Source organism: Caulobacter sp. 602-1 (assembly GCF_003931565.1).
Lineage (GTDB): Bacteria > Pseudomonadota > Alphaproteobacteria > Caulobacterales > Caulobacteraceae > Caulobacter.
Genome location: NZ_RRYI01000003.1, coordinates 95,927 through 118,892, shown reverse-complemented (window position 1 = coordinate 118,892; position 22,966 = coordinate 95,927). Strand labels below are relative to the sequence as shown.

20 protein-coding genes are annotated in these 22,966 nt (G+C 63.5%); 5 read left to right on the top strand and 15 right to left on the bottom strand.

Annotation, left to right across the window (positions count from 1 at the left end; genetic code table 11):
• Nucleotides 1-97 precede the first annotated feature (97 nt).
• From EIK80_RS09580 to EIK80_RS09560, 5 genes are all read right to left on the bottom strand, one after another.
• Nucleotides 98-1,318, bottom strand: a complete 1,221-nt coding sequence (locus tag EIK80_RS09580) for an ABC transporter permease (protein ID WP_125156766.1) — start codon at nucleotides 1,316-1,318, stop codon at nucleotides 98-100.
• Nucleotides 1,315-2,031: an ABC transporter ATP-binding protein gene (locus EIK80_RS09575; RefSeq protein ID WP_125156765.1), complete on the bottom strand. Its 717-nt coding sequence runs from the start codon at nucleotides 2,029-2,031 to the stop codon at nucleotides 1,315-1,317. The genes EIK80_RS09580 and EIK80_RS09575 overlap by 4 nt, the downstream gene beginning before the upstream one ends.
• Nucleotides 2,028-3,341 carry an efflux RND transporter periplasmic adaptor subunit gene (locus tag EIK80_RS09570; RefSeq protein ID WP_125156764.1) on the bottom strand — a complete coding sequence of 438 codons (1,314 nt, stop codon included), beginning with the start codon at nucleotides 3,339-3,341 and terminating at the stop codon, nucleotides 2,028-2,030. Before EIK80_RS09570 ends, EIK80_RS09575 begins: the two co-directional genes overlap by 4 nt.
• A 9-nt stretch (nucleotides 3,342-3,350) precedes the next feature.
• Nucleotides 3,351-4,781 carry an efflux transporter outer membrane subunit gene (locus tag EIK80_RS09565; RefSeq protein WP_199743432.1) on the bottom strand — a complete coding sequence of 477 codons (1,431 nt, stop codon included), beginning with the start codon at nucleotides 4,779-4,781 and terminating at the stop codon, nucleotides 3,351-3,353.
• 211 nt (nucleotides 4,782-4,992) lie between these two features.
• Entirely contained in the window at nucleotides 4,993-5,181 is a 189-nt protein-coding gene (locus EIK80_RS09560; RefSeq protein ID WP_125156763.1) for a hypothetical protein, read from the bottom strand.
• 65 nt (nucleotides 5,182-5,246) lie between these two features.
• Between EIK80_RS09560 and EIK80_RS09555 the strand changes: the two genes are divergently transcribed.
• The 5 genes from EIK80_RS09555 (at nucleotide 5,247) to EIK80_RS09535 (ending at nucleotide 11,483) form a co-directional block, all read left to right on the top strand.
• Nucleotides 5,247-5,648 (top strand): BA14K family protein, encoded by a 402-nt coding sequence (locus EIK80_RS09555; protein ID WP_125156762.1) that lies wholly within the window; start codon nucleotides 5,247-5,249, stop codon nucleotides 5,646-5,648.
• A 226-nt stretch (nucleotides 5,649-5,874) separates the two neighbouring features.
• Entirely contained in the window at nucleotides 5,875-8,145 is a 2,271-nt protein-coding gene (locus tag EIK80_RS09550) for a TonB-dependent receptor (RefSeq protein ID WP_125156761.1), read from the top strand.
• Nucleotides 8,146-8,251: 106 nt separating this feature from the next.
• Nucleotides 8,252-8,974: a TetR/AcrR family transcriptional regulator gene (locus EIK80_RS09545; RefSeq protein ID WP_125156760.1), complete on the top strand. Its 723-nt coding sequence runs from the start codon at nucleotides 8,252-8,254 to the stop codon at nucleotides 8,972-8,974.
• A complete protein-coding gene (locus tag EIK80_RS09540) occupies nucleotides 8,974-9,762 on the top strand; it encodes an SDR family oxidoreductase (RefSeq protein ID WP_125156759.1) in 789 nt (262 codons plus the stop codon). The genes EIK80_RS09545 and EIK80_RS09540 overlap by 1 nt, the downstream gene beginning before the upstream one ends.
• A complete protein-coding gene (locus tag EIK80_RS09535; RefSeq protein ID WP_125156758.1) occupies nucleotides 9,762-11,483 on the top strand; it encodes an acyl-CoA dehydrogenase in 1,722 nt (573 codons plus the stop codon). The genes EIK80_RS09540 and EIK80_RS09535 overlap by 1 nt, the downstream gene beginning before the upstream one ends.
• Here EIK80_RS09535 and EIK80_RS09530 read toward each other — a convergent pair.
• The 10 genes from EIK80_RS09530 to EIK80_RS09485 all read right to left on the bottom strand — a co-directional run bounded on the left by EIK80_RS09530 (nucleotide 11,480) and on the right by EIK80_RS09485 (nucleotide 22,961).
• Nucleotides 11,480-12,784 carry a glycoside hydrolase family 1 protein gene (locus EIK80_RS09530; protein ID WP_125156757.1) on the bottom strand — a complete coding sequence of 435 codons (1,305 nt, stop codon included), beginning with the start codon at nucleotides 12,782-12,784 and terminating at the stop codon, nucleotides 11,480-11,482. The genes EIK80_RS09535 and EIK80_RS09530 overlap by 4 nt on opposite strands.
• A 312-nt stretch (nucleotides 12,785-13,096) precedes the next feature.
• Nucleotides 13,097-13,783, bottom strand: a complete 687-nt coding sequence (locus EIK80_RS09525) for a GntR family transcriptional regulator (RefSeq protein ID WP_158624653.1) — start codon at nucleotides 13,781-13,783, stop codon at nucleotides 13,097-13,099.
• Nucleotides 13,784-14,551: 768 nt separating this feature from the next.
• Complete coding sequence (locus EIK80_RS09520; protein ID WP_125156755.1) at nucleotides 14,552-15,310, bottom strand: DUF5677 domain-containing protein; 759 nt, start codon at nucleotides 15,308-15,310, stop codon at nucleotides 14,552-14,554.
• A 2-nt stretch (nucleotides 15,311-15,312) separates the two neighbouring features.
• Nucleotides 15,313-16,086, bottom strand: a complete 774-nt coding sequence (locus EIK80_RS09515; protein ID WP_125156754.1) for a hypothetical protein — start codon at nucleotides 16,084-16,086, stop codon at nucleotides 15,313-15,315.
• Between the two features lie 279 nt (nucleotides 16,087-16,365).
• Complete coding sequence (locus EIK80_RS09510; protein WP_125156753.1) at nucleotides 16,366-17,970, bottom strand: carbamoyltransferase C-terminal domain-containing protein; 1,605 nt, start codon at nucleotides 17,968-17,970, stop codon at nucleotides 16,366-16,368.
• Nucleotides 17,967-20,051, bottom strand: a complete 2,085-nt coding sequence (locus EIK80_RS09505) for a family 16 glycosylhydrolase (protein WP_158624652.1) — start codon at nucleotides 20,049-20,051, stop codon at nucleotides 17,967-17,969. Before EIK80_RS09505 ends, EIK80_RS09510 begins: the two co-directional genes overlap by 4 nt.
• A gap of 140 nt (nucleotides 20,052-20,191) precedes the next feature.
• Nucleotides 20,192-21,064, bottom strand: coding sequence for a glycosyltransferase family 32 protein (locus tag EIK80_RS09500; RefSeq protein WP_199743431.1), 873 nt, complete (start codon nucleotides 21,062-21,064; stop codon nucleotides 20,192-20,194).
• Nucleotides 21,065-21,522: 458 nt separating this feature from the next.
• Nucleotides 21,523-21,843: a DNA-binding transcriptional regulator gene (locus EIK80_RS09495; protein ID WP_125156751.1), complete on the bottom strand. Its 321-nt coding sequence runs from the start codon at nucleotides 21,841-21,843 to the stop codon at nucleotides 21,523-21,525.
• Nucleotides 21,824-22,207: a type II toxin-antitoxin system RelE/ParE family toxin gene (locus EIK80_RS09490; RefSeq protein ID WP_125156750.1), complete on the bottom strand. Its 384-nt coding sequence runs from the start codon at nucleotides 22,205-22,207 to the stop codon at nucleotides 21,824-21,826. Before EIK80_RS09490 ends, EIK80_RS09495 begins: the two co-directional genes overlap by 20 nt.
• 52 nt (nucleotides 22,208-22,259) lie before the next feature.
• Nucleotides 22,260-22,961: a DUF6118 family protein gene (locus tag EIK80_RS09485; protein ID WP_125156749.1), complete on the bottom strand. Its 702-nt coding sequence runs from the start codon at nucleotides 22,959-22,961 to the stop codon at nucleotides 22,260-22,262.
• Nucleotides 22,962-22,966 lie beyond the last annotated feature (5 nt).

Below are 22,966 nucleotides of genomic sequence, written 5' to 3'. Positions count from 1 at the left end.
TTCTTTCAAGCTTGGCGAGCCATCCATCTTAGACCTTCGGCACCAGGCCTGCGGCAAACCGGGGGCGGTCCAGTTTCAGTCCGGTCCATCCGTTGGGCTATTCGTGACGAAGCGCGTCCATTGGATTGAGCCGCGCGGCCCGGCGGGCGGGGAAGTAGCCGAACAGCACGCCGATCAGGGCCGAGAAGACGAAGGCCACCGTGTTGATGGTCGGGTCGAAGATGTACGGCACATTCAGCATGGGCGCGAGGATCAGGCTGGCGCATAGGGCCAGCGTCAGGCCCAGCAGGCCGCCCAGGCTGGACAGCACCACGGCCTCCACCAGGAACTGCAGAAGCACCTCGCGCCCGAGCGCGCCGATGGCCAGCCGGACGCCGATCTCGCGCGTGCGCTCGGTTACCGACACCAGCATGATGTTCATGATCCCGATCCCGCCCACCAGCAGGCTGACCGCGGCGACGGCGCCCAGGAGGCCGGTCAGCATCTGGGTCGTGCTCCGCAGGGTCTCCGAGATCTGCTGGGTGTCGAAGATGTTGAAGTCATCGGCGTCGGCCGGCTGCAGGTGGCGGCGCTCGCGCAGCAGCGACTTGATCGAGGCCTGAACGGTCTTGGAGTCGTAGGCCGGGTCCACCGAGACCATGATCATGCTGACGTGTTGGTTGCCCGTGATCCGGCGTTGCGCGGCCTTCACCGGCATGATCACCACGTCGTCCTGGTCCATGGGGCCCATGCTGGACCCGCGCGCCGCCAGCGCGCCAACCACCTGGCACGAAAGGTCGCGGATGCGGATGGAGGCGCCGACCGGGTTCTCGTCGCGGAACAGGTTGCGCCGGACCGTGGAGCCGATGAGGCACACCGTCTTGCCCGCTTGTTCCTCGGCCACCGTGAAGGTTCGCCCCGCGTCCACGCTCCAGGACTGCGCCTTCAGGTAGTCGTTGCTGGTGCCATAGATGGTGGTCGACCAGTTGGCGGCGTTGCGGACCGCCAGGCCCGACGACTGGACAAGGGGGGCGACCGACACCAGGCCGGCCACCTGTTGCCTGAGCGCCTCGATATCGTCGGCCTCGAAGGGCTGCGGCTGCGAACCGCCGCCGCCGCCGCGCCCAAACCCCTGGCCGGGCCGGATCTGCAGGATGTTGGCGCCCAGGCTTGAGATCTGCTGCTGGACGGCGGCGGTGGTGCCGTTGCCGAGCGTCACCATCGTGACCACGGAGCCCACGCCAATGACGATGCCGAGCACGGTGAGAAACGACCGCATCAGGTGCCGGCGGATCTCCCGGAGCGCCAGGGCGAAGGTGGTGATCAGGACGGCGTTCATGGCGCGGCTCCGTCCTGGCGTTGGCCGACCTCGATAGCCTCGACCAGACCGTCGCGGAACTTCACGGTGGTGCGGGCGAAGGTCGCCATGTCCGGTTCGTGCGTCACCATCAGGATGGTGATCCCGGCCTCATCGTTGAACTGTTCGAGCAGCCGCATGATCTCGAGCGAGCGCTCGGTGTCGAGGTTTCCGGTGGGCTCGTCGGCGAGCAGCACTTCGGGCTGGGTGACGATGGCCCTGGCGATGGCGACGCGCTGCTGCTGGCCGCCGGAGAGTTCGGCGGGCATGTGGTGCGACCAATCCGCCAGTCCGACCTTCCGAAGAGCCTCCATGGCGATCTCCCGCCGGGTCCGCTTCGGTTCGCCGCGATAGAGCAGCGGCAACTCGACATTCTCCAGAGCGCTGGTTCGCGCGAGCAGGTTGTAGCCCTGGAAGATGAAGCCCAGATAGCGCCGCCGCAGCAGGGCCCGCTCGTCCCGATCGAGCTGTTCCACATGAATGCCCTTGAAGACGTATTCGCCGCCGGTGGGCGTATCGAGGCAGCCCAGGATGTTCATCATCGTGGACTTCCCGGAGCCCGACGGTCCCATCACCGCCACGAAGTCGCCGACCTGGACGTCGAGATCGATGCCCTTCAGCGCCTGGAACGCCGCCGCGCCGTCGCCGAAGGTCTTGGTGATCCCGCGCAGCGAGATCAGCGGCTCGGCGGTCATCGCGCCGCCCCGGCGAGCTGGCCGGTGACGACCTTCATCCCGACCTTCAGCGCGTCGCCGGCGACCTCGGTCTGGCTGCCGTTGCTGTCGCCGGCCTGAACCGGAATCGGTCGTAGTTCGCCGTCGTCCCGCAAGACATAGACGGTCTGGCGGCTGCCCCGCCCGATCGCGACGTCGGCGGTCTGTCCCTGCGAGCGCGGCATCCTCTGGATCAGCATGCTGGTCGCCCCGCTCGTACTCCGGGCGGCGGCCGCGTCGGGCGCGAACCTGAGCGCCGCGTTCGGGACCAGCAGCACATTGGACTTCTCCGTCGCCACGATGGCGGCTGTGCCGGTCATGCCGGGACGGAGCGCAAGATCGGGATTGTCGGCCGTCAACACCGCCGTATAGGCGACCACCTGGCCTGAACCGCTGGAGCTCGTGGTTGTCGTGGAGCCGAGGTCCAGGCGCTTGACCACGGCGTTGAACGTCCGGCCGGGATAGGCGTCGACCTGGAAGGTGGCCTTCTGGCCGTCCTTCACCTGACCCACGTCGGCCTCGTCAACCTTCACCTCCAGTTGCATCTTCGAAAGGTCCTCGGCCAGGGTGAACAGCACGGGCGCGTTCAGCGTCGCGGCTACGGTCGAGCCGGGCTCCACGTCCCGTGACAGCACCACGCCGTTCACCGGCGAGCGGATCGTGGCCTTGGAAAGCTGGGTGCGGTTTGACGACAGGTTCGCCCGAGCCTGGCCCACTGCGGCCTGGGCGGCGCGAAGGTTGGCCGCGGCTCGGGCCTGCTCGGCGCGCGCGACGTCCAGTTCGGTGGCGGAGGGCGCCTTGCCGCCGGATAGACGATAGACCTCTTCCATGCGGGTAAGACTTGCCCGCGCCTCGGTCAGGGTGGCCTGGGCCTGGGCGACGCTGGCCTCCGCCGAAGCCAGGGCGGCTTCGCTTTCGCGGACCGTGTCCTCCAGGCGCGAAGTGTCCAGTCGGGCCAGGATCTGGCCCTTGGTTACGCGGTCGTTGTTGTCGACATAGACCGCGCTGACGATGCCGGAGAGCTCGGAGCCGACCTCCACCTTGTTGGTGGGCGCGAGGTTGCCGGTGGCCGAGACGGTCACCCGAAGATCGCCGCGCTCGACCGGAGAGGTGGCGTAGCGGGGCTCGTCGCCCGCGCCGCGCAGCAGGAACCAGATCAGCAGCGCCAGCGCCACGCCGACGACCAGGAGGGCGATCACCAGCGGCCAACGTCGACGCGCGCCAGGTTTCACGCCCAGAAACGCGTCGATCTTGGCGCGGGCGTCGGACGTGGAGGCTGATGTCTGGTCCATCTGGATTCTCTAGGGAGCGGCGACGCTGGAGGGGGCGGGCGCGGCCTGCCAGCCGCCGCCCAGGGCCTTGTAGAGCTGCACCGCCGCGGCGGCCCGGGCGACGCGCGCCGAGGCCAGGCTGTCCTGGCTGGACAGCAGGGTGCGCTCGGATTCCAGCAGCGATTGGAAATCGGTGCGGCCGGAGCGGTATTGGACACGGGCGATGTCGACGGCGTTGCGGGCGGCCGCCTCGGCGGCGACCAAGGCCTGTTCACGACGATCCGCGGAGGACACCGAGACGAGGGCGTTCTCTGCCTCCTCCAGCGCGGTGAGGACGCTGGAGCGATAGGCGGCCAAGGCGCTGGCCGCACTGGCCCGCTGAGCCTCCACGGCGGCGCGGATCTGGCCGCCGTGGAAGATCGGGGCGGTGATCCCGCCGACCAGGCTGCCGGCCATGTCGCCGGCGGCGGTCGACAGCGAACCGCCCGAGCCGGAGAAGGTCCCGCTCAGTACAAGCGCCGGATAGAGCTGGGCCGTCTGGACGCCGATGCGGGCGGTCTCCGCCGCCAGGGTGCGTTCGGCCAGCGCCACGTCCGGACGCCGCCGGACCACGTCGGCGGGAATCGCGGCGGGTTGGACGACGGGCGCGGCCGGCGGCTCGGCGGCGGGTTCGAGCAAGCCGTTCACCGCGCCTGGCGCTTCGCCCAGCAGCACCGCTAGCCGGTTGGCCGCGCCGGCGTAGGTCGTCTCGATCGCCGGGACGCTCGCCGCGGTCTGGGCGCGGAGCTGGCGCGCCTGCTCCAGGTCGAGCGACCCCACCAGGCCCGCCTTCAGCCGCCAGCCGGTGATTTCCACGGTCTCGTCCAGGCTGGAAAGCGTATCGCGGGCGATGCGCAGCCGGGCTTGGGCCTCGCGGGCGTCGAGATAGTTCAGCGCGATCTCGGCGGCGACGGTGAGCTGGACCGCCCGCAGGTTGGCGCGCGTCCCCTCGGCCGTGGCGCGGGCGGCCTCGACCGAACGGCGTCCGCCGCCGAAGATGTCGGTCTCGTAGGCGGCGTCGAAGCCGGTCTGGTAGCTGGCGCGGCCGGAGGTCTGACCCGATGTGCGTTCGCCGACTTGGCGGGTTCCCGAGCCGAAGGCGTCCAGACTGGGCAGCAGAGCGCCCCGCGCCGCGCGAAGATCGGCGCGCGCCGCCCGCACCCGCGACCCCGCCTCGTCGATATCGAGGTTGGCGGCCAGCCCCCGCTCCACCAGGGCCGTCAGGATCGGGTCGTCGAAGGCCCGCCACCAGCGGGCCAGGTCGGCGTCTGCTGAGGTCTCTCGCGCCCCGGTCGCGAATTGCTCGGGCACCTTCAGCGCGGCAAGCGTCGGCGCGTGGTAGTCGGGGCCCGTGGCGCAGCCGGCCAACAAGGCGGCGGCGCCGCCGACGATCGCCGACCGCATGGACAGCAAGCGGGTCAATCGGTCTTCCCAGCCTCGTGCGACCGCAAGGGAGCCTTATTGGGGCGGCTTTCGCGCCCCTCACCTTGACGCAGCTCAAGCGTAAATCGGTCTGTATCGCATTGACCTTTCGGCGGCCCGTCTTGGTCCGTGGCCCTTGCCACCCGGACAGACCCCATGACGATCCCGCCAAGGCCACGAGGGTTCGGCTCGATCGGCATGTTGAGGCGCGTCAATTCGCTGGCGCCGCGTCCATGACAGGTTTCAGCGGCGTCTGGCTCGAAAGGTCGTCTTCATGCTGATACGCGCTCTGGTCGCAGCCGCTCTCGCCAGCGCGCAGCCGCTCGCCGCGCCGCCGAGGGGACAGCTTCGGGTCGTGCTCCAGTTCCGAGATTTGTAGCCGGCCGTCACGGGCGATCACCCTTGGCGGGCGCCCATGACCGTCGGACCCGTCGCCAATTCTGTTCGACCTACGGGAGACTCGAAATGCGGAAAGTTCTTCTCACGGGCGCCTTGGCCCTCGCTCTTGCGATTCAAGGTCCGGTCGCCGCGCTCGCGCAGGCGCCCCATCGCCCCTCGCATGATCCGCATCGCTTCGAGCGGCGTCCGCCTCCTTCCGGCTGGAGCCAACGCCAGTGGGACTACCGCCAAGACTACCTGCGTCGCCATGGCGATCGTCGTGATGATCATGACGAAGCCATCATCGCCGGCCTGCTGGGCTTCGCCCTCGGCGCGGCGATCGCCGGCTCCCAACAGGAAAAGGAGCGGGTCAAGCCGCGCCTGAGCGACCCGGACTGGATCGCCTACTGCGCTCGCAAATACAGATCCTTCGACCCACGCAGCGGCACCTACCTGGGGTATGATGGTCTGCGTCGCTACTGCGAGTAACGGATCCGCGCCCCTCGAAGCGATCCATTCCTCGCGCCGCGGCCCAGGCCTCGCAACGCGGAGATTTCCGCTCAAACCGGTCCAGCTTTCGGGGGCGTGGCATGCGACGTCGCTCAAATACTGACTAACGTGTCAGTCAATATTGACTCTCCAAGCACGCCGATGCGATGGTCGCGGCGTTCGTCGAACGGCGTCATCAAGGCGCGGCGGCGACAGGGAGGGAAGAATGAGCCGTCTAGTCTATTCGGCGTCGCTGCTCGCGCTCATGGCCGCGGCGACGTCCGCCGTCGCGCAAACCAGCGCCGCGTCCACCGACGCCAAAGCCGTCAGCAACACGGTAAGCAGCGTGGAGGAGGTCGTCGTCACCGCGACCCGCCGCAGCGAACGTCTCCAGGACGTGCCGCTCAGCATCACCGCCTTTTCCCAGAGCGAGCTGACGCAAAAGGGCGTCGTCAGTTTCGAAGGCGTCGCGCGGGAGACGCCGGGCGTGGTGTTGAACCGGGCCAGCGACAACAACGCCCGCTTCACCGTCCGCGGGATCTCGACGAACGGTTGGGGCGCGGGCCTGCAGACCACCACCACCATATATCTGGACGAGCTGCCGCTCAGCACGATCGGCAACACCGTCACGCTCGATCCCAGCCTGTACGACGTGGAGCGCGTCGAGTTCCTGCGCGGCCCGCAAGGCACGCTGTTCGGCTCGGGCTCGCTGTCGGGCGCGCTGCGCGTCCTGACCAAGAGCCCCGATACGACGGGCTATGACGCTACGGTCCAGGCCGACATCGGCTATACCGGGGATGCCAAGAGCTGGCGCCAACGCTACAACGCCATGGTCAATGTCCCCCTGGTCAAGGACAAGCTGGGTCTGCGCGTCGTCGGCTTCTACCGGGACGAGGATGGCTTCGTCGACAACACCGGCACGGGCGAGAAGAACTCGAATTCCCTGAAGGACTGGGGCGGTCGGGCGATCCTGCTCTACAGGCCCAATGACCGGCTGAGCGTGCGGCTGCTGGCCTCCTACGAGGACAGCGACCCCAATGACGCCTCGCTGACCACGCCGTCGCTGGGCGACCGCAAGCGCTACAGCACCATCAATGATCAGTACACGTCGAAGACCCAGATCTACAACGGCACGCTGGAGTACCAATTCGACGGCGCGCGCCTGACCAGTTCATCGACCTACTCGGTCGCCGACAGCCTGTTCAACGTCGACCTGGCCGGCACCTTCAACCTGGCAGTGCCGTTCTATCTGTTCGACAGCTTCACCTCGAAGACCTTCGTCCAGGAAACACGCCTGGCCTCGACCACCAGCGGCAAGGTCGATTGGGTGGCGGGCGGCTTCTACCTGCATCGCGACACCGACCTGAACGGCGAGGACCGCTCCAGCGCCGCGTATCTGAGCGCGCGCAAGATCACCGGACTGCCAGGTACGACCTTCGCCGCGTTCGGCAGCGACACCAAGACCTATGAATTGGCCGGCTTTGGCGAGCTGACCTACCACCTGACCGACAAGCTGTCGGCCACCGGGGGCGTCCGCTACGGCAAGTACGGCGGCGCGGTCGACACCAAGCCGGGCTTCAACACCGCCTACTTCACCTACGCCCTGGTCGGGATTTCGGGGCCGCTGGCCCTGACGCCGAGCGCGGCGGCGCACACCAAATACCCGTCGGCGTCGAAGGCGTCGTGGAAGGCCAGCCTGAGCTACAAGCCCTCGCGTGCGCTGACGACCTACGCCACGATCTCCACCGGCTATCGGACGCCCGTCTACAACAGCCGGGCCGGAAGCGTCAGCACCGTCACCCCCACGGATCTCGTCATCCCGGCCGGCGCGGGGTCTGACAACCTCGTCAACTACGAGGTCGGCGCGAAGGGGCGGTGGCTGGACGGCCGCTTGACGGCGAACATGGCCGCCTACCTGATCGACTGGAAGAACATCCAGGTCCAGGCCAACCGCCAGTCGGACTCGGTGCAGTTCGCGACCAATGTCGGCCGGGCGATCAGCAAGGGCTTCGAGGCCGAGGTCAGTTTCGTTCCGGCTCCCGGCTGGACGATCGGCGTCAACGGCGCCCTGAACAACGCCAAGGTGACCGAGCTGACGGCGCAGGAGGCGGTGATCTCCGGCGCCGTGGACGGCGCGCGCCTGGCCTCGCCCCACGTTCAGGGGACGCTGTTTGGCACATACGCCTATACGCTCAAGAATGGGGCGCGGGGCTTCACCAGCGTCCAGGTCCAGCACGTGGGCTCGTTCCCGAACGGGTTTCCGAACACGCCGGGCAAGGCGGGCGTGAAGAGCCCGCTGTACGACAGCACCGACGCCTACACCCACGTCAACCTGCAGACCGGGATCCGCAAGGACAACATCAACGTGATGCTCTACGGCGAGAACCTCGGCAACAGCCGGGCGACGACCTACATCCACCCCGAGGCCTTCGTCTACAGCCGCTACGCGATCCTGCGGCCTCGGACGTTCGGCGTTCGCGTCGGCTACGACTTCTGAGCGTGGCCGTGGGGGTGAAGGCGATCCTCATGGGCGCCTTCACCCTCTCGACCTTTCCGCGGCCCCGCGTTGACGGGGTGGAGGCGAAACCGCTACCCGAGTCGAAATGAGCAGCACCGACCAAGCCACGCCAGGACAGCCGCCCGCGCGCCCTCGCGCGCCCAACCACAAGGCTCGCGTCCGCGAGGCCTCGATCGAGCGCATCCTGGACGCCGCCGAGCAGCTGTTCGCCGAGTTCGGCTATCATGGCGTCACCCTCAAGGACGTGGCGGCGCGAATCGGCGTGAGTTCGACGCTCATCCACTACCACTTCAACGGCAAGGAGAGCCTGTACGAGGCGGTGTGGGCGCGGCGGGCCCCGATCTCGGCCCGCAACCGTCTCGAGGCCATGCGCCGCTACGCCGAGGCGGTGGGCGACAAGGTCACGGTCGAAGGGGCGCTGCACGCCTGGATCGACACCGACCTGAACGTCCAAATCGACGACACCGAGCAGTGGCTGGCCTTCGGCAAGATCAGCGCTCAGGCCAACAGCGCCGCCGGCTGGGGCGCCGAGAAGATGAGCAAGTACTTCAACCCGGTGGTCCTGGCCCTGATCGACCTGCTCAAGAAGGCGATGCCCGATTGCGACGAGGCGACGATCTTCTGGGGGTACCACTTCGTGTCGGGCGCCATGACCCACAACATGGCCCGCACCGGCCGCCTTGACGAGCTGTCACACGGTTTGTGCTCTTCCGACGATTTCGTGTCGATCCGGCGGCACATGGCGCGGTTCATGGCCGCAGGCTTCGAGGCGATACGCCAGGACGCCATGGCATCTAAGGACAAGTGATGAGCAAGGATGGAACGCTGGCGGGGCTCTTCGACCTCTCCGGCAAGGTGGCGCTGGTGACGGGCGGGTCGCGGGGCCTGGGTTTGCAGATCGCCAGCGCGCTGGGCGAATACGGCGCTTCGCTAGCGCTGGTGGCGCGTAAGCAGGCCGAACTGGACGCGGCGGTCGAGCAGCTTTCGGCGAAGGGGATCACGGCCGTCGGCTTCGCGGCGGACCTGGGCTCGCCGCAGACGGCCTCGGCGCTGACCGAACGGGTGCTCGAGCGGTTCGGGCGCATCGACGTGCTGGTCAACAATGCCGGCGCCGCCTGGGGCGCGCCGGCCGAAGACTATCCGCTGGAGGGCTGGAACAAGGTCATCGACCTGAACGTCACGGGCCTGTTCCTGCTGACCCAGGCGGTGGCGCGCGCGGCGTTTCTCAAGCAGGGCAAGGGCTCGGTGGTGAATGTCGCCTCGATCGAGGGCCTGCAGGGCCACCATCCCGACCAGCTGGGCACGATCGCCTACAACACCGCCAAGGGCGCGGTGGTCAATCTGACCCGGGCTCTTGCCGCCGAATGGGGTCCGAAGAACATCCGGGTCAACGCCCTGGCGCCCGGCTATTTCCCCTCAAAGATGACGGAAGCGACGCTGGGCGAGCACGGAGAGGACATGCTGCGCCGGACGCCGCTGGGCAAGCTGGGCGGCGACACCGACCTGATGGGCCCGGCCCTGCTTCTGGCCTCGGACGCGGGCGGCCACATCACCGGCCAGATCCTGGTCGTCGACGGCGGCATGACGGTCATCTGATGAGCGTTCTTGATCGTCGCGATGTCGACTTCCTGCTGCACACCTGGCTGAAGGCCGGCGATCTGATCGATCGCGAGACGGCCGATGCGATCCTGGATCTTTCCGAGAAGCTGGCGGCCGAGCGGTTCCTGACGCACTTCAAGCGCAACGACGTCGAGGAGCCGTGGCTCGACGACGGCCAGGTTCGCGTCTGCGGCGCGATCGGCGAGGCGCTGGCTCAATACGCGGACCTGGGCCTGTTCTCGGCCGGTTTTCCCGAGGAGCAGGGCGGGCTGGGCTTGCCTTATCTGCTGTGCTCGGCCTCGTTCGCCTTCTTCGCCGCCGCCAATGTCGCGACGGCCGCCTATCCGATGCTGACGGTGGCCAATGCGCGCCTGATCGCCACGTTCGGGTCGGAGGCCCAGTTCGAGGCCTTCGCGCGACCCGAGATCGAGGGGCGCTGGTTCGGCACGATGTGTCTGTCCGAGCCACAGGCCGGGTCCAGCCTGGCCGATATCAGCACCCGGGCGACGCCTGATGGCGACGACGAGCTGGGCGCGCGCTATCGTCTCGCCGGCAACAAGATGTGGATCTCGGGCGGCGACCAGGACGTCAGCGAGAACATCGTCCACCTGGTGCTGGCCAAGGTCCCGGACGCGTCCGGCGCGCTGCCCGAGGGGACGGCGGGCATCTCGCTGTTCATCGTGCCCAAGATCCTGCCGGACGGCTCGCGAAACGACGTCGCCGTGGCGGGCTTGAACCACAAGATGGGCTACCGCGGCACGGCCAACTGCCTGCTGAACTTCGGCGAGCGGGGCGGGGCGGTCGGATGGATCGTCGGCGAGCCCGGCCAGGGCCTGAAGCAGATGTTCCTGATGATGAACGAGGCCCGGATCGGTGTCGGGCTGGGCGCCGCGGCGCTGGGCTATCGCGGCTACCGGCTGGCCGTCGCCTACGCCCGCGAGCGGTTGCAGGGACGCTCTCATGGGCGGCGATCCGGCGCGCCGACGCCGATCATCGAGCACCCCGACGTGCGGCGGATGTTGCTGCAGCAGAAGGCCTATGTCGAAGGCGCGCTGGCGCTGTGTCTCTACTGCGCGAGGCTGGTCGACACGTCGCCCGGCAATGCCGACGACGCGGCGCTTCTGGGTCTGCTGACGCCGATCGCCAAGACCTGGCCATCGGAGCACGGCCTGCTGGCCAACGACATCGCGATCCAGATCCACGGCGGCTATGGCTACACGCGCGATTTCGATGTCGAGCAGCTGTGGCGCGACAATCGCCTGAACCCCATCCACGAAGGCACGACCGGCATCCAGGGCCTGGACCTGCTGGGCCGTAAAATCCTGCAGGATGGATCGGGTCTCGCGGTCCTGGAACGATCGATCGAGCGGACCGCGCGGGCGGCCCTGGCGGTCGCGGGGCTGCAGGACCACGCCGGCGCCCTGACGCGCGCCTGGAGCGCGGTGGTCGACACGATCGAAGGGCTGCGAGGTCGTGGAGGGCAGGCCGCGCTGGCCAACGCCACGCCGTTCCTTTGGGCCTTCGGTCACGTTGTGGTCGCCTGGCTCTGGCTGGACCAGGCCACGGCCGTCCCGCCGGGCCCGGACGACTTCGCCGAAGGCAAGCGCCGGGCCTGTCGCTATTTCTTCGAGTGCGAACTGCCCAAGGTCGACGCCTTGCTGGCGTTCGTGGCCTCGGGCAGCGACGTGGCCTCGGACGCGCCGGTCTCGATCTTCTAGATCAGGTTGGCGCGGGCGATGGCGCCCAGGTGCGCGGCGCTGGGGCGCGGCGTGCGCTTGAAGGTCTTGCGATCGACGGCCACCAGGCCGAACGGCACGCCGTAGCCGGACGTCCACTCGAAATTGTCCAGCAGCGACCAGTAGAGGTAGCTGTGGACGGGTATGCCCTCGGCCAGGCACTGGCGGACGCCGTCCAGAGCCTGGTCGATGAAGGCAATGCGGCGCGCGTCGTCGTTGGTGGCGACCCCGCTTTCGGTGACGTAGATCGGCTTGCCGATGGCCTTGTGCGCCCAGCGGATCGTGTTGGCGAGCGCCTGAGGGTAGAACTCGTAGCCGGCCAGGGTCAGCTCGGCGCCCTTGGGCGGCGGGCGCACTCCCTGTTCGTCGACGACAAACCGGGTGTAGGTCTGAACCCCGAAGAAATCGGCGTGGCTGCGGGCGACCTCGACCCAATCGCCGTAGAGCTTGCGCTGATAGATCGCGACCAGGCTGGGATCGCCGGCCGACTGGATGTCCTGGGTGGTCAGGGTGACGCCGACCGGCAGGTTCGGCCGGACCGCCTTGATGGCGTCGTAGGCGCGGCGGTGGGCTTCCTGCATGATCGGCGAGACGACTTGCGAGTCGGCATAGGCCAGACGGGAGAAGCGCGGGGAGTCGGTGGCCCTGGCCGCCGCGGCGATGGCGGCCTTCACGGCGGGAATGGCGTTCTGGATCCCGGGCATGAGGTCGACCAGCAGGCGGATATTGGCCTCATTGAAGGTCGTGGTCATGTGCATCAGCCCGCCCAGGCGCTCGGCGACCTTGCGGCAGTATCGGGCGAAGAGGGCCGGGGCGTCAGGGACCTCGAAGCCCCCGCGCATGGCGAACCATAGCGGCGTGGTGAAGTGGTTCAGGGTCACCATGGGTTTGAGGCCCCGCGCGCGGCAGGCCTCGAGCATACGGGCGTAGTGGTCGAGTTCGGCCTCGGAGAACTCGCCCTCGCTGGGTTCTATCCGGGCCCACTCCACGCCCATCCGGTAGCAGTTGAGGCCCAGGCCGCCGGCGATCGCGAAGTCCTCGGCATAGCGGTGGTAGCTGTCGCAGGCGTCGCCCGAGCGTTCCTTGAACATGCTGTGCCGGATGTTCTCCATGAGCCAGGCGTCGCTGTTGGTGTTGCCGCCCTCGCTCTGATAGGCCGAGATCGCCGTGCCCCACAGGAACCCCGCGGGAGCCGGCCGCTTGGGCTTGATCTCGGCGGCGGCGATCAGAGGCGTCAGGGCGGCGCCGGCGCCAAGCAGCAGATCGCGTCGATCCATCGTCATTCTCGTCTCTCCGGAAAAGAATGGCGGGCGACGCGAGGCCGCCCGCCAGGCGCGAGGTGAGATCCAGAAGACTGTCCCGCCGTCGATTTCGAACGTCCGACCTGCCGCTCGCCAAATCGTATTCGCCGCTAAATAACTAACTCTCTAGGCAGTGAATGTTGTCCTATCGCCGTGACGGCGTCAACGATCGTTGTTCTACGAGGGCGAATCCCAGTGGACGCAAAGCGCCCGATCCTGAACCGACGCCCAAGATCACGCCCGTCCCATGGGCTCTCCAAAGCCAGCGCCGGACAGGCCTAGGCTAGACGCGCCTCACTCGGATGCGCGGCGTTTGCGCGCTTGGCGCGGCGCGCCTTGAGTCCCCACGGACTGGAGGCCGAAGCCGCGGGAAATCATCAGCCGCATCACCTCGTTCTGCATGTAGTAGAGGATATTGCGGGCGCCTTCGGCGGCCTTGGCGCCGTCCCGTTCGGCCAGACCCTCCCGGACCACACGCCAATGTTCGAAAGGACCGCCGTCGTTGCTAAGCGCCAGGCTCGCATAAGAATAGTGCCAGCGGGTCTTTCGGCGGATCGACGCGATCATCTTCTGCGCGTCGGCGCTGGAGACGCTTGCCAACTGGTCAAAAATGACCTCGCTGCGGTGGATCAATTCGTCGGCCGGCGCGCCGCGCTCGGTCGCCTCGAACAGGGCGTCCACCAGTTTCAAGGTCTCGGTCAGGTGCTGCGGCGTCGCGCGGATGCAAGCGAACCGGGCCGCCAATCCGTAGAGCGCGGCCCGGACCTCGTAGAGGTCGAAGACCTCCTGGACCGTGGTCGCGGCGACATAGGCGCCGCGATTTTCCTCGAGGTTCACCAGACCGTCGTCGCCCAGTTCGCGCAGCGCCGTTCGCGCGATCGAGCGTCCCACGCCGAACTCGGTGCAGATCCGGACCTCTCGCAGCCATTCACCCGGAGGCAGAAGGCCGTCCTGAATCTGGCGCCTGAGAGCATCCGCCACGTCTTCCGCCGTCGGCGAAGGTGCGGTGGCGGACCTGCTCGGGGGTGTCTTGGCTGGCATGGAGGACAATCGGCTTTCGGCGGTTCACGGGGAATCCCCACGCGACTGTGGGATCGGAATCGATGAGTGAAAAGAGATTGTTCCGCCCGCGCGACGGTAAAGTGTTGTTCATTATGGATTAAATTGTCGAACAATATAATTGACGTGCCCGTGCTTTTGGCTGTGTCCGGACCTGAAGCCGGAGAACTTTGACACCTGTACCGCCGGGGTCATCTATCGCCTGAGCCCCGGCTTGGCCGGGCGCGCGCCATGAGGATGCGAGACGCCCCGACGCGCAGATCGCGCGCGCGCCCGAGGCCATCGCGCGGCCGAAGCAAGCGAAGATCCAGCTTCAGAACATGCCGGTGGCGAACCCGCGCCGACTGTTCGTGAGCCATGCCCGAAGGTGTTGGAAAGATTTCTTTTTCTTCAAAGGTGGCTGGCGGAGAGGGTGGACATTCAACTTTCAAAAGTTCTTCAATTTTACAAAGCGTTATCTGATTTTTGATGGGATTCTGTCCCACAAATCGATCCGCAAACTGCGAAAATATGAGCAATTCTCATAAAATCGAGGGTCCGCGCCTCGAATATAAATTTCGCTGAATGTGCCGGTTTTAGTGTGCGTTGAAGCGATTGATTCTGGTGAAGATGAATCGAGAGACCAGAGTAAAGGGGCACCAGGAGCGGCCCTTAGCAGGCCTCCGGAATGGAGACGTCAAGTGCGGCAGGTCAGAGGCCACCTCCGGCTTTGGGGGACTGTCCGTCAGCGAAGGCTTCAATCACCGGCTTCAGCTTCTCCAGCAACGCAGTCATCCGGTCCATGTGGACTTTGTCGTCAATGATCTCGGCGTGGGCCAACAGGGTCGCGGTCATCGCCGTGAGCATCCAGAGGACCGAGCGACGCCGGTCAGCTTCCTTCGTTGCTTCCAATGTCTTGCTCCAGCCGTCGTCATCATCGCCGAAAGGGCAGTGACGCCCGACTGACATACCGGTGATGTGGACTGCGAACGCCGAGAGCAGCCGGTGAAACGCGTACAGGTTATCGACGTGGCCGCCCTTGGCTAGAGTCTCAAGGTCCATCCGCGCGCCCTTCGAAGCCAATTCTTCAGCCCACTGCGCCGCGACCTCGTCGGTGAAATCGAACTGACCCCGCCGAAGCATTTTCATTTGCCCGCCCATGGTGTGGGATAGGTCCGCAATTAGGTCGTTCATAAAGTCCATTCGCCGAGCGTTGAGATTGGCTAGGCAAATCGCCGTCTCGATGCTGCTGCGGACAATGATTTCCGCGTCGATATAGAGCTTAGCTTTCCAGAGCATCGTGAACGCTTGGAAGTGGTTGCAGGCTCGCCAGAACAAAGCAAGTGACAGGAACTTCGGGTCGTCACCGGTGACACGGATATTCGTCGAGGCGTCGCCCAAGCTGTTCCCAATCGCGGCGATATCGCCCAGGGCAGCTTCGAGTGCCGTGTACGGATCATTGGCCGCCATGACTAGGGCTTCGACTTTGGAGCTTCAGGCAGCGACCCTTGTGGGTCCGGGGCAGCGTGAGTAGGCGAACTAGTTTGGCCGCTCGTTGGCGCCCGAGGGGCAGCAACTGGTTCCTGCGCTGCCGCCTTGTTTGCTGCAGCCTTCTGCGCGGCCGCAACGGCAGGCTGCCCCAGCTGTCGAATCTCCACCACGACCGAGCCGGCTCCGAGTGCGAAGAGACCCATGGAGAAAGTGACGAAAAGCAATACCGCCGCGTGCGCAATCCGGACCCAAGTCGGGCGTGAAACAGACTGACGGGCGAACATTAGGAGCGGAAGGAGGCCTGCGGCGCCAACGCCCAAGCCGAAATAGGTGGCGGGTGGCCAAACCAGAACCGCCATGACCGACAAGACATCTTTATCGGCTTGCAGCAGCCCCGCGACTGTCGCCAGAAATGCCGCGCCATTTCCGATCTGCAAGCTCAGCATGAACCGCCGAAACCAGAAATCACGCCCTTCTCGCGCGGCGCGATCATCCTCGATCATTCGCTCGGAAAGCCTTTTGATGAGGTCGGTGACGCGTTGTTTCGCAGCGTCGATCTGACCAGGCAGCGCTTGGATATTCTGGCGAGCACCGTTCAAGCCTGGAACATTGGCGACCGCGCCCATTCCCTCATAAGGCCGTGCGAGGTGGTGTGCGTGATCGAGCTGCGCCTCAAGCTGGTAGACGTGTTCGACGGCCTCCTGGACTGCAGCGCCTAGGGCTTTGGCGCTTGTTGCGACGAATACGTCTTCCATTTCCGAGAGCCCCTATAAACGCCCAGCTTGTCATTAACCGCTATGGAAACCGCCGACCACGAGGAGTACTCCCTGCCGGGTCTTGAAGTAGGCCTTCCATCGGGGCACTCGATCGATCTTAGCCGAGGGGATGGGACATCTGTCACCGGTCGGTTTGTCACCACTGGCGGAAGCTGGACTGGCTTCAGGAGCGGACATCCGCGCCAGCAAGCATCAGTTACCTGAGCGACCCGATGCCGCCTCTGGCAGGCTATTGAGACGGGTAGACAATGGGGGCAGTCAGCTCCGGTCTCGAAGGTATTCCTGGTACCCAACCGATGATTTCCGCATGTAGATCTGCCCGTCCACCACAAAGCCGTCAAGCTGATGTTGCAACGTATAGGCCGATAGATCAGACATCGTATTGATAAAACCCTTCCCATTAAAATTCAGAGAGGTGTTACATAGAACGCCATAGCCAGTTAGAACTTTGAACTCTGTTAGCAAATCAAACATTGAATGATTGGTAAGCGCAGACACGGTCTGAATGCGTGCAGTTCTGTTTACATGAGTCACTGCTGCAAGATCAGTTGTAGATGCTCGATAAGTGTAAAGCATAAATGGGCTAGGATGATTGCACCCAAACCATTTCTCGGCGTCGTCCTCCAAGCAGACCGGCGCGATTGGACGAAACTGCTCCCGCTGTTTGATGACATTCAGCCGCTCTCTGGTGGTAGATCTAAAGGGGGCTGCCAATATGGAGCGATTACCGAGCGCGCGCGGCCCGATTTCATACCGGCCGCTGGCCCATCCCAAAACAAGATCGTTGGCCAACATTGCGGCAACGTTCGCAATGCTCGGCTCCCATTTATCAAACAGGGTTTCATCGACAATTTCGTCAGAAACGAAATTCAGTCCTGAGTAGACATCCCACGAAATCTTCGGGTCGCCTGTAAAATATAGCTGTGCGTCAATAGCAGTGCCAATCGCTGAACCCGAGTCGTTAGCAACAGGAGGCACGAATACGTCGCTAAATAATCCGGAGTCCTTCCACTTAGTGTTCCAGTCACAATTAAGTCCACATCCACCCGCTATTAGAAGCGGCATTCCACGGGCCAAATTTTCTTCAGCGAATCTATAAAAGCGATCGAATAGGCGGTCACTGAAGATTCCCGCAAAATTGCGGAATTCTTGATCTTCCAGACCAATATTGTAATGGCGAAAATCCTTCAGAGATTCGCAATCCCGAGGCCTAAGATGTTCGCAATCCTGGAGCAGAAAAGACATAATCGCCTCTTCCTCGCTCGTCGGTTGACTTCTTTTTGAGAAAGAAGCTAGCGCCATCAGCTTTCCGGCGTCGGATAATCGGGAGAATTCTGCGGTATTATTATCGAAAGTCGGATCTGCTAGTGCATAAAGCATCGCGTAGCGGTGGCCTGGCTCTGGCATCACGTCAGCTATCTTTGTGATATTCAGTGCCGCGTCGATCTCGTAGAATGCTCCGAGAACGCCTTCCCAGAGCAACGCGTAGCATGGAGTGCCCTTCGGCAGATTAGACATTCCGAACGCGCACAGAAGATGCGAGCGTTCGTGGGATGAAGAAAATATGTCGATAGTCTTTCCCAGTAGACTCTTTTTTCTGATAATTACCTGGTGGCGATCAGTGCCTCGGTAATCAGCTGCAGCCTCTCCTTCGCGCGGCGCGTCTCCGGGCCACCACCCCCCCTTGCACAGCACGTCGGGAACGTCGTCAAGTTCGGCAAGTGCGTCGAAAGCATCGGGAATCGACAGTGACGAATGTCGAAATTTTGAACTCTTTTCCGCCTCGATGGAGAATACCAAGCGGCCGCCTTCAATATATGAAAATGCGCCGTCATGGCCTGGGTTGTAGGAGAGTATTTTCATCTTGGCACCCCGTTGATGACGGTCTCGCCAGACATCCGGAGCACTTTTGAATTTTGCCTGAATACTGAAGGACCATGCGCGCGTGCGCGTATTGATTGAACCTGGGCCATTGCTGGAAGCCGACGGGTGTTGAGACGCCCCGCAAGCTGAGAGGCGCGGGAAGGCCAAGTGTTGAAATGCAGCTTCATGGGCAGGTGTGGAATTGGGGTTGGGTCCCAAAGCACGCGCCGATGGACAAGTAGATCATCCACAAACCATCGGATCTCGCTCGGAGTCCATTCGATAGCGTAACGATGCAGCCCCTTCGAAGCATCGAAGCCCAACTCAATGTAACTTGGGGAGCCCCGGTAGCCGTAGTCAAATTTAGCGCCTGGGCCACCTGGGTTGTAGAAGACATTGACAAGCAATCGATTTGGTAGATTGCCAGCAATCTCGATGTCAATTTCTTGATGTGGTGAATTACGGTGTAGAAAGAATCCGGTGACCACACCTGGCGCGTTCGACGCTTGGAACGTAGCCTCGAACCTTCCAAAGCAGTGCTCCGCGTGACTGCTCAACGCGCCTGCACTGAACTGTCGGGCCCCCAGGTTTTCCTGCCGAACGTATATCGTCGCGCCCCCAACATCGTCGTACTCAACATTCGAAGGGCGAAACAATGCCAAGTTGCCAGTAAAAGTGTCCGTCCGTGCAGACCAATCCACTGGGCTGAGCCGGGCAGCATCGCCTTCAACTTGGACCCAATTTTCCTCGCCCTCAGCAGGGCTGGACGCAACCCGGATGCCCAACCAAGCGCCATGATCCGGATCAACGACCCAAGGGGACCGATCCCGCTTGGGTGTAGCGCGCCTGCGGGCAGGGGCGGGTTGTTCGCATGCTTCGATAACATGCCGCTGCCCCAAGTCGGCCATGCTCGGGAATGGGCACAATGGTGGCGCACATCTGAGGTGCTCGCAGAGAATCCGCCAAGCATCGACGGCGCCAGGATCGAGTTCGATGATGTCCGCGCCCCCGATGCGGGCTAGAATAGCCTCGACGGCCTGGCTAGAGAAATTGGCTGAAGGCCGCGTCACGATGAACTTGGCCTGCGGGTACCTTCGCCAAAGGTCTTCAATCATTGACTCAAGACAACCCACGTTAACGTAGGCCCCAAATACGCGATCAGCACTTCCCTCACGAAGCCGCTTCAACTCTTGGATCGGCAGCCCAACAAGGTCGCTGCAGCATCGGTAACCGAGCATGGACAGCGCCATTGCAAGGGATGACTGGCCCGAGTTGGCAGGGCCAAACGCAAAAACAGGCAGTTGAGGCGGGCGAGCGTTGAATAGGGCAGCGCCCTCGCTGTCTATCGCGCCGATCTTCGAGAGCGTCGGAAGAATCGAGTAAGAGTTGGTTGAGGCGGTGTCTCTTCTCTGGCCGATCAAAGCACGCGTCGTTGCGACGACGTTCAGTGCGTTGAACTGGTGGTTTATCCAGAGGTCTACCGGGCCGCGACAGGGCAGTAAACGAAGAAGCTTCTCTGCACCTTGTCGGGAGAGGATGTACCCAGACAGATTCCACAGCCCCCGCTCTGGTCTAAATACATAGCTCGACGTAAATGATTTTGGAGCTCCATTTTTCGATTCCATGTATGAAACGTAGAGGACATCTACATCTCCATGTTCACCGCCTGCGTTTGAGATGAAGCTCCACGCTTGGTCAAGTTGACGGGCAAAACCTGGATGGAACCACACATCGTCTTCAAGAATGAGAGCATGTGATTGCGCCCCCCGCGCAATGTGCCTCCAAACCTCTATGTGTGATTTGGCGACAGCAACTTCAGCCCTGCTCATTCGAATCGGCGCTTCAAGCTCGAAACGTGTCGGAAGCGTTCGAGGCTGTGGCTCGACAAAAAGTTGATCGGCCAAAGTGTAAAATGGATCTACATCCGCGTCTCTGGGCGGATCCTGGAGAAACTTTCTTGCATCAACAGCGGTATGACGCTCCGCCAGCCTGAGAAGTTCTTTGCCATACCTGTCCCTTACACGCCTAAGCTCGCTCTTTACGCGGGACCATCGATTTGGCTGGCGATCGAGATTGATCACATAGATCTTCTCGATGGTTTGCCCGTCTGAGCCCATTCGCGGCCCAAATGATTTTGACGTCTGCGTCGGAAGGATCCTGCGAAGGCCGTACCCTAGGCGAAAAGCCAAGCGAAGGAGCGACGGCGGTTTTCCGGCCAGATTCATTCCGCCTCCGACACTGAGGACGCGCGGTACAATCGCTGATTGGACAATCTCCAGTTCCGCGAGTCATTGCGGTAGCTGAGCGGCCACTGGCTGGTGGATATCAGCTCCCAATCATGCGCGACCATTAGCGCTTCAGGCGAACATCCTTGGCTAATAGTCTCGAACACCGACCGGGTGAGATTTCCCGGCCCAGTCGAGGCTTGGACCTCGGGTAGACCATCAGTGCTATCCGCCTCCAGAGATGCGGTGGCGTTCAACAAAGCTTTCTCAACTATCGGGTGATGGCGCGATGCGATCAAAGGGGTCGTGTTGAAGTAGAAAATCCATCCCGGCTGATTGGATCCAGGTTCTGTAAATATCGACGGAGCCACCATTTGTCCCGTTGGAATATCATAGCAGAACGGCTGAAGTTTTAGTCGCCCATCCTCGAATAGATGGTCAATTGACCTGCCGTGATAGACGTCGTCGGCATCGATGTAGAAGCCGCCCTCTACGAACACGTATGCATATCGGAAGTAATCCGACATCATTGATGGATGGTAACACCGGTTGAACGCATCATCATAGCGAGCCCCTAAGTGGGTGCGGATAAATGTACTCGCGGAGCGCTTGTCGAACACTTCCAATTCGAAGCCCTGGCGCTCCAGTTGCTTCCAAGAATCCATGCAGGCCCGGACATCTTCGGGTAGATTCTGCAAGTCGTCCCAAAACTGAACGAGACGCCGTGGCGTCGGGCCGGGCCAAGAGGCTAAACCCTGCTGAGGGTTTTCTCGCCGCTGCACCATGTCGCGCACGAAGTCAGAGCGTGCTCGTTCGGTAGGGGGCAATGGATCGGCCTCGACCGCTGAGTTCAGTCTCCCTTCGTTCATTTACGCTTTTTCCTTGCGACATCGCGGGTGCCGTCCACGAGCGGCGGATCACCCTGACGGCCAGAATTTGCCAGGTGGAAGAGCGCGCGGGTGCCCGCCAGGGCCAACCAGTCGTCATATTCCGGTGGACCGGCCATCAGCGCTCTCGAAAAATTCAAACGTAAGACGGGTGGTCCTGATCAATCGCCCTTGGGGTGACTTGCAGCTGAAGCTTAACCAGTGATGGATTGGATACAAGTCTTGGCGCGCAGCGGCGATACGCCCAGGCTGAGAGCGTCGGACGATTTCTAAATGGGTGCGTTCATCCGGGAGAGCGAACGACGCGCCTCCAAGGCTGTGGCCGCTGTCTGCGCCGCCGTATCAGTCCGGCCAGAATGCGGTCCCTCCCAAGTTCAGCGATGAGTCAAAATTTCCAGTTCCGGTGAAAGCCGCATTGGCGCGCCCTCAAGCGACGTCCCTTAGGCCAAAATCTGCAAGCCGTGCTTCTGGACAATCGCTAGCAGCTTGAGCGCCACCCCGCTGGGCCTCTTGGCACCAGCCTCCCACTTTTCCACAGTGCTCTCACTGGTGTTGAGGTAGCGGGCGAAGACCGGCTGGCTGACATGATTGCTCTCGCGGAGTTGCTTGATCTGCGCGGGCTCGATCATCGGCGGCACGGTCAGGCACGTCGCGTCGAAGTCGCGCATCGTCGCCTTGTCGATCGTGCCGGCCCGGTACATCCCGGCGACGTTGTCATGGATCGCCTCGAAGGCGTCGCTCTTAAACTTGCGCTTGGTCATGACAGATCTCCACAATCACCTTGGCCTCTAGCTCCTTGTCGATCTCCACGTCGGTCTTTTCGGCGTAGAGGTCGGCTAGCTTGCGGAAGGCCTTCAATTCGTCGTCGTCGATATTCGCCCTGTCCTTCTTCGCGAACAGATAGGCGTAAACCCAATACCTTCGACCTTTGGCCAGGATGATGCTGCGGCTACGGTTCTTGTCGAGGCGCTTCTTGAACACCCCGCCACCCAGATCATCGGCCTGGCCAGCCATTACCGCCGCAACCGCCGCGCAAAGCTCACTGTCCTTGATCAGCGCTTTCTTGGCCGCCTTGGTGAACCAAGCCGTCTTGAAGACCCGCGCGACTTCCTTGGCCTCGGTCATGAGTAATATGTAGCACTGAGTGCTATCCCATTCAATGGCGAGAAGATGCGCATCATGACGCGTTCAGGGAGTCCACGCTGATCAGGCATCGCTTTGCGCCCTTGGCCTTTTGAGCGGCCGCTACACACCGAACCAGCACATCACGGTTTTGCTCAACGACCCGTCGCGCGGCTTGCATCTCCTGCCAACGCTGCGGGTCAGCAACAGCCAGTAGTCGCTCACCGGCCGGCCACATATCGCGGTGAAGCACGTGCGCCGCCCTTCTCTCGGGCCAAGCCCACTGTTGTGGAGCCGCTTGTGCGACGACGACCGGGAAGCTCGCGCCGAGTAAAGCCCCGCCGACCACACCGGCCAACGCCGCCTGCAAAAGCCGCCAGTTCTGCACGCTGGCCAACCGCGCCATATCGACCCAGCCGCGAAGATCGCCGGCCGCCCGTTGAAGCATCTCCTGCGCCTGGTGCAACATTGCGCGGTCCTGTCGCCGTGCCTCGTCGCCGGCCGCCGCGATCTGCTGCGCTATCTGAGCGGGCGTTGCGGCCAACGCCGGACTCGTCGCCAGCTTCCCGATCCGCCCAACCGCGACCCTCACGCCTTGAGCGATCTCCCCCAGCGTCTCGCTGTAGTCTGGCGTCGACGCGCGTTCGGCGGCGAACCCCGCCAGAGCGACGTTCAGCAAGGCCACCTCCCGCCGCAACGCCTCGAACGCGACCGCCGCCGGATCGGTGGGCGCTTCTGATCCGATGTCCTGATCCATCCCAT

Coding starts and splice junctions, on each gene's coding strand:
- EIK80_RS09520 (WP_125156755.1), bottom strand. CDS start 15,310: ATGGCGGCCAATGATCCGTACACGGCACTCGAAGCTGCCCTGGGCGAT.
- EIK80_RS09490 (WP_125156750.1), bottom strand. CDS start 22,207: ATGACCGAGGCCAAGGAAGTCGCGCGGGTCTTCAAGACGGCTTGGTTC.
- EIK80_RS09530 (WP_125156757.1), bottom strand. CDS start 12,784: ATGACGATGGATCGACGCGATCTGCTGCTTGGCGCCGGCGCCGCCCTG.
- EIK80_RS09580 (WP_125156766.1), bottom strand. CDS start 1,318: ATGAACGCCGTCCTGATCACCACCTTCGCCCTGGCGCTCCGGGAGATC.
- EIK80_RS09485 (WP_125156749.1), bottom strand. CDS start 22,961: ATGGATCAGGACATCGGATCAGAAGCGCCCACCGATCCGGCGGCGGTC.
- EIK80_RS09540 (WP_125156759.1), top strand. CDS start 8,974: ATGAGCAAGGATGGAACGCTGGCGGGGCTCTTCGACCTCTCCGGCAAG.
- EIK80_RS09545 (WP_125156760.1), top strand. CDS start 8,252: ATGAGCAGCACCGACCAAGCCACGCCAGGACAGCCGCCCGCGCGCCCT.
- EIK80_RS09550 (WP_125156761.1), top strand. CDS start 5,875: ATGAGCCGTCTAGTCTATTCGGCGTCGCTGCTCGCGCTCATGGCCGCG.
- EIK80_RS09535 (WP_125156758.1), top strand. CDS start 9,762: ATGAGCGTTCTTGATCGTCGCGATGTCGACTTCCTGCTGCACACCTGG.
- EIK80_RS09570 (WP_125156764.1), bottom strand. CDS start 3,341: ATGGACCAGACATCAGCCTCCACGTCCGACGCCCGCGCCAAGATCGAC.
- EIK80_RS09575 (WP_125156765.1), bottom strand. CDS start 2,031: ATGACCGCCGAGCCGCTGATCTCGCTGCGCGGGATCACCAAGACCTTC.
- EIK80_RS09515 (WP_125156754.1), bottom strand. CDS start 16,086: ATGGAAGACGTATTCGTCGCAACAAGCGCCAAAGCCCTAGGCGCTGCA.
- EIK80_RS09510 (WP_125156753.1), bottom strand. CDS start 17,970: ATGAAAATACTCTCCTACAACCCAGGCCATGACGGCGCATTTTCATAT.
- EIK80_RS09500 (WP_199743431.1), bottom strand. CDS start 21,064: ATGAACGAAGGGAGACTGAACTCAGCGGTCGAGGCCGATCCATTGCCC.
- EIK80_RS09495 (WP_125156751.1), bottom strand. CDS start 21,843: ATGACCAAGCGCAAGTTTAAGAGCGACGCCTTCGAGGCGATCCATGAC.
- EIK80_RS09555 (WP_125156762.1), top strand. CDS start 5,247: ATGCGGAAAGTTCTTCTCACGGGCGCCTTGGCCCTCGCTCTTGCGATT.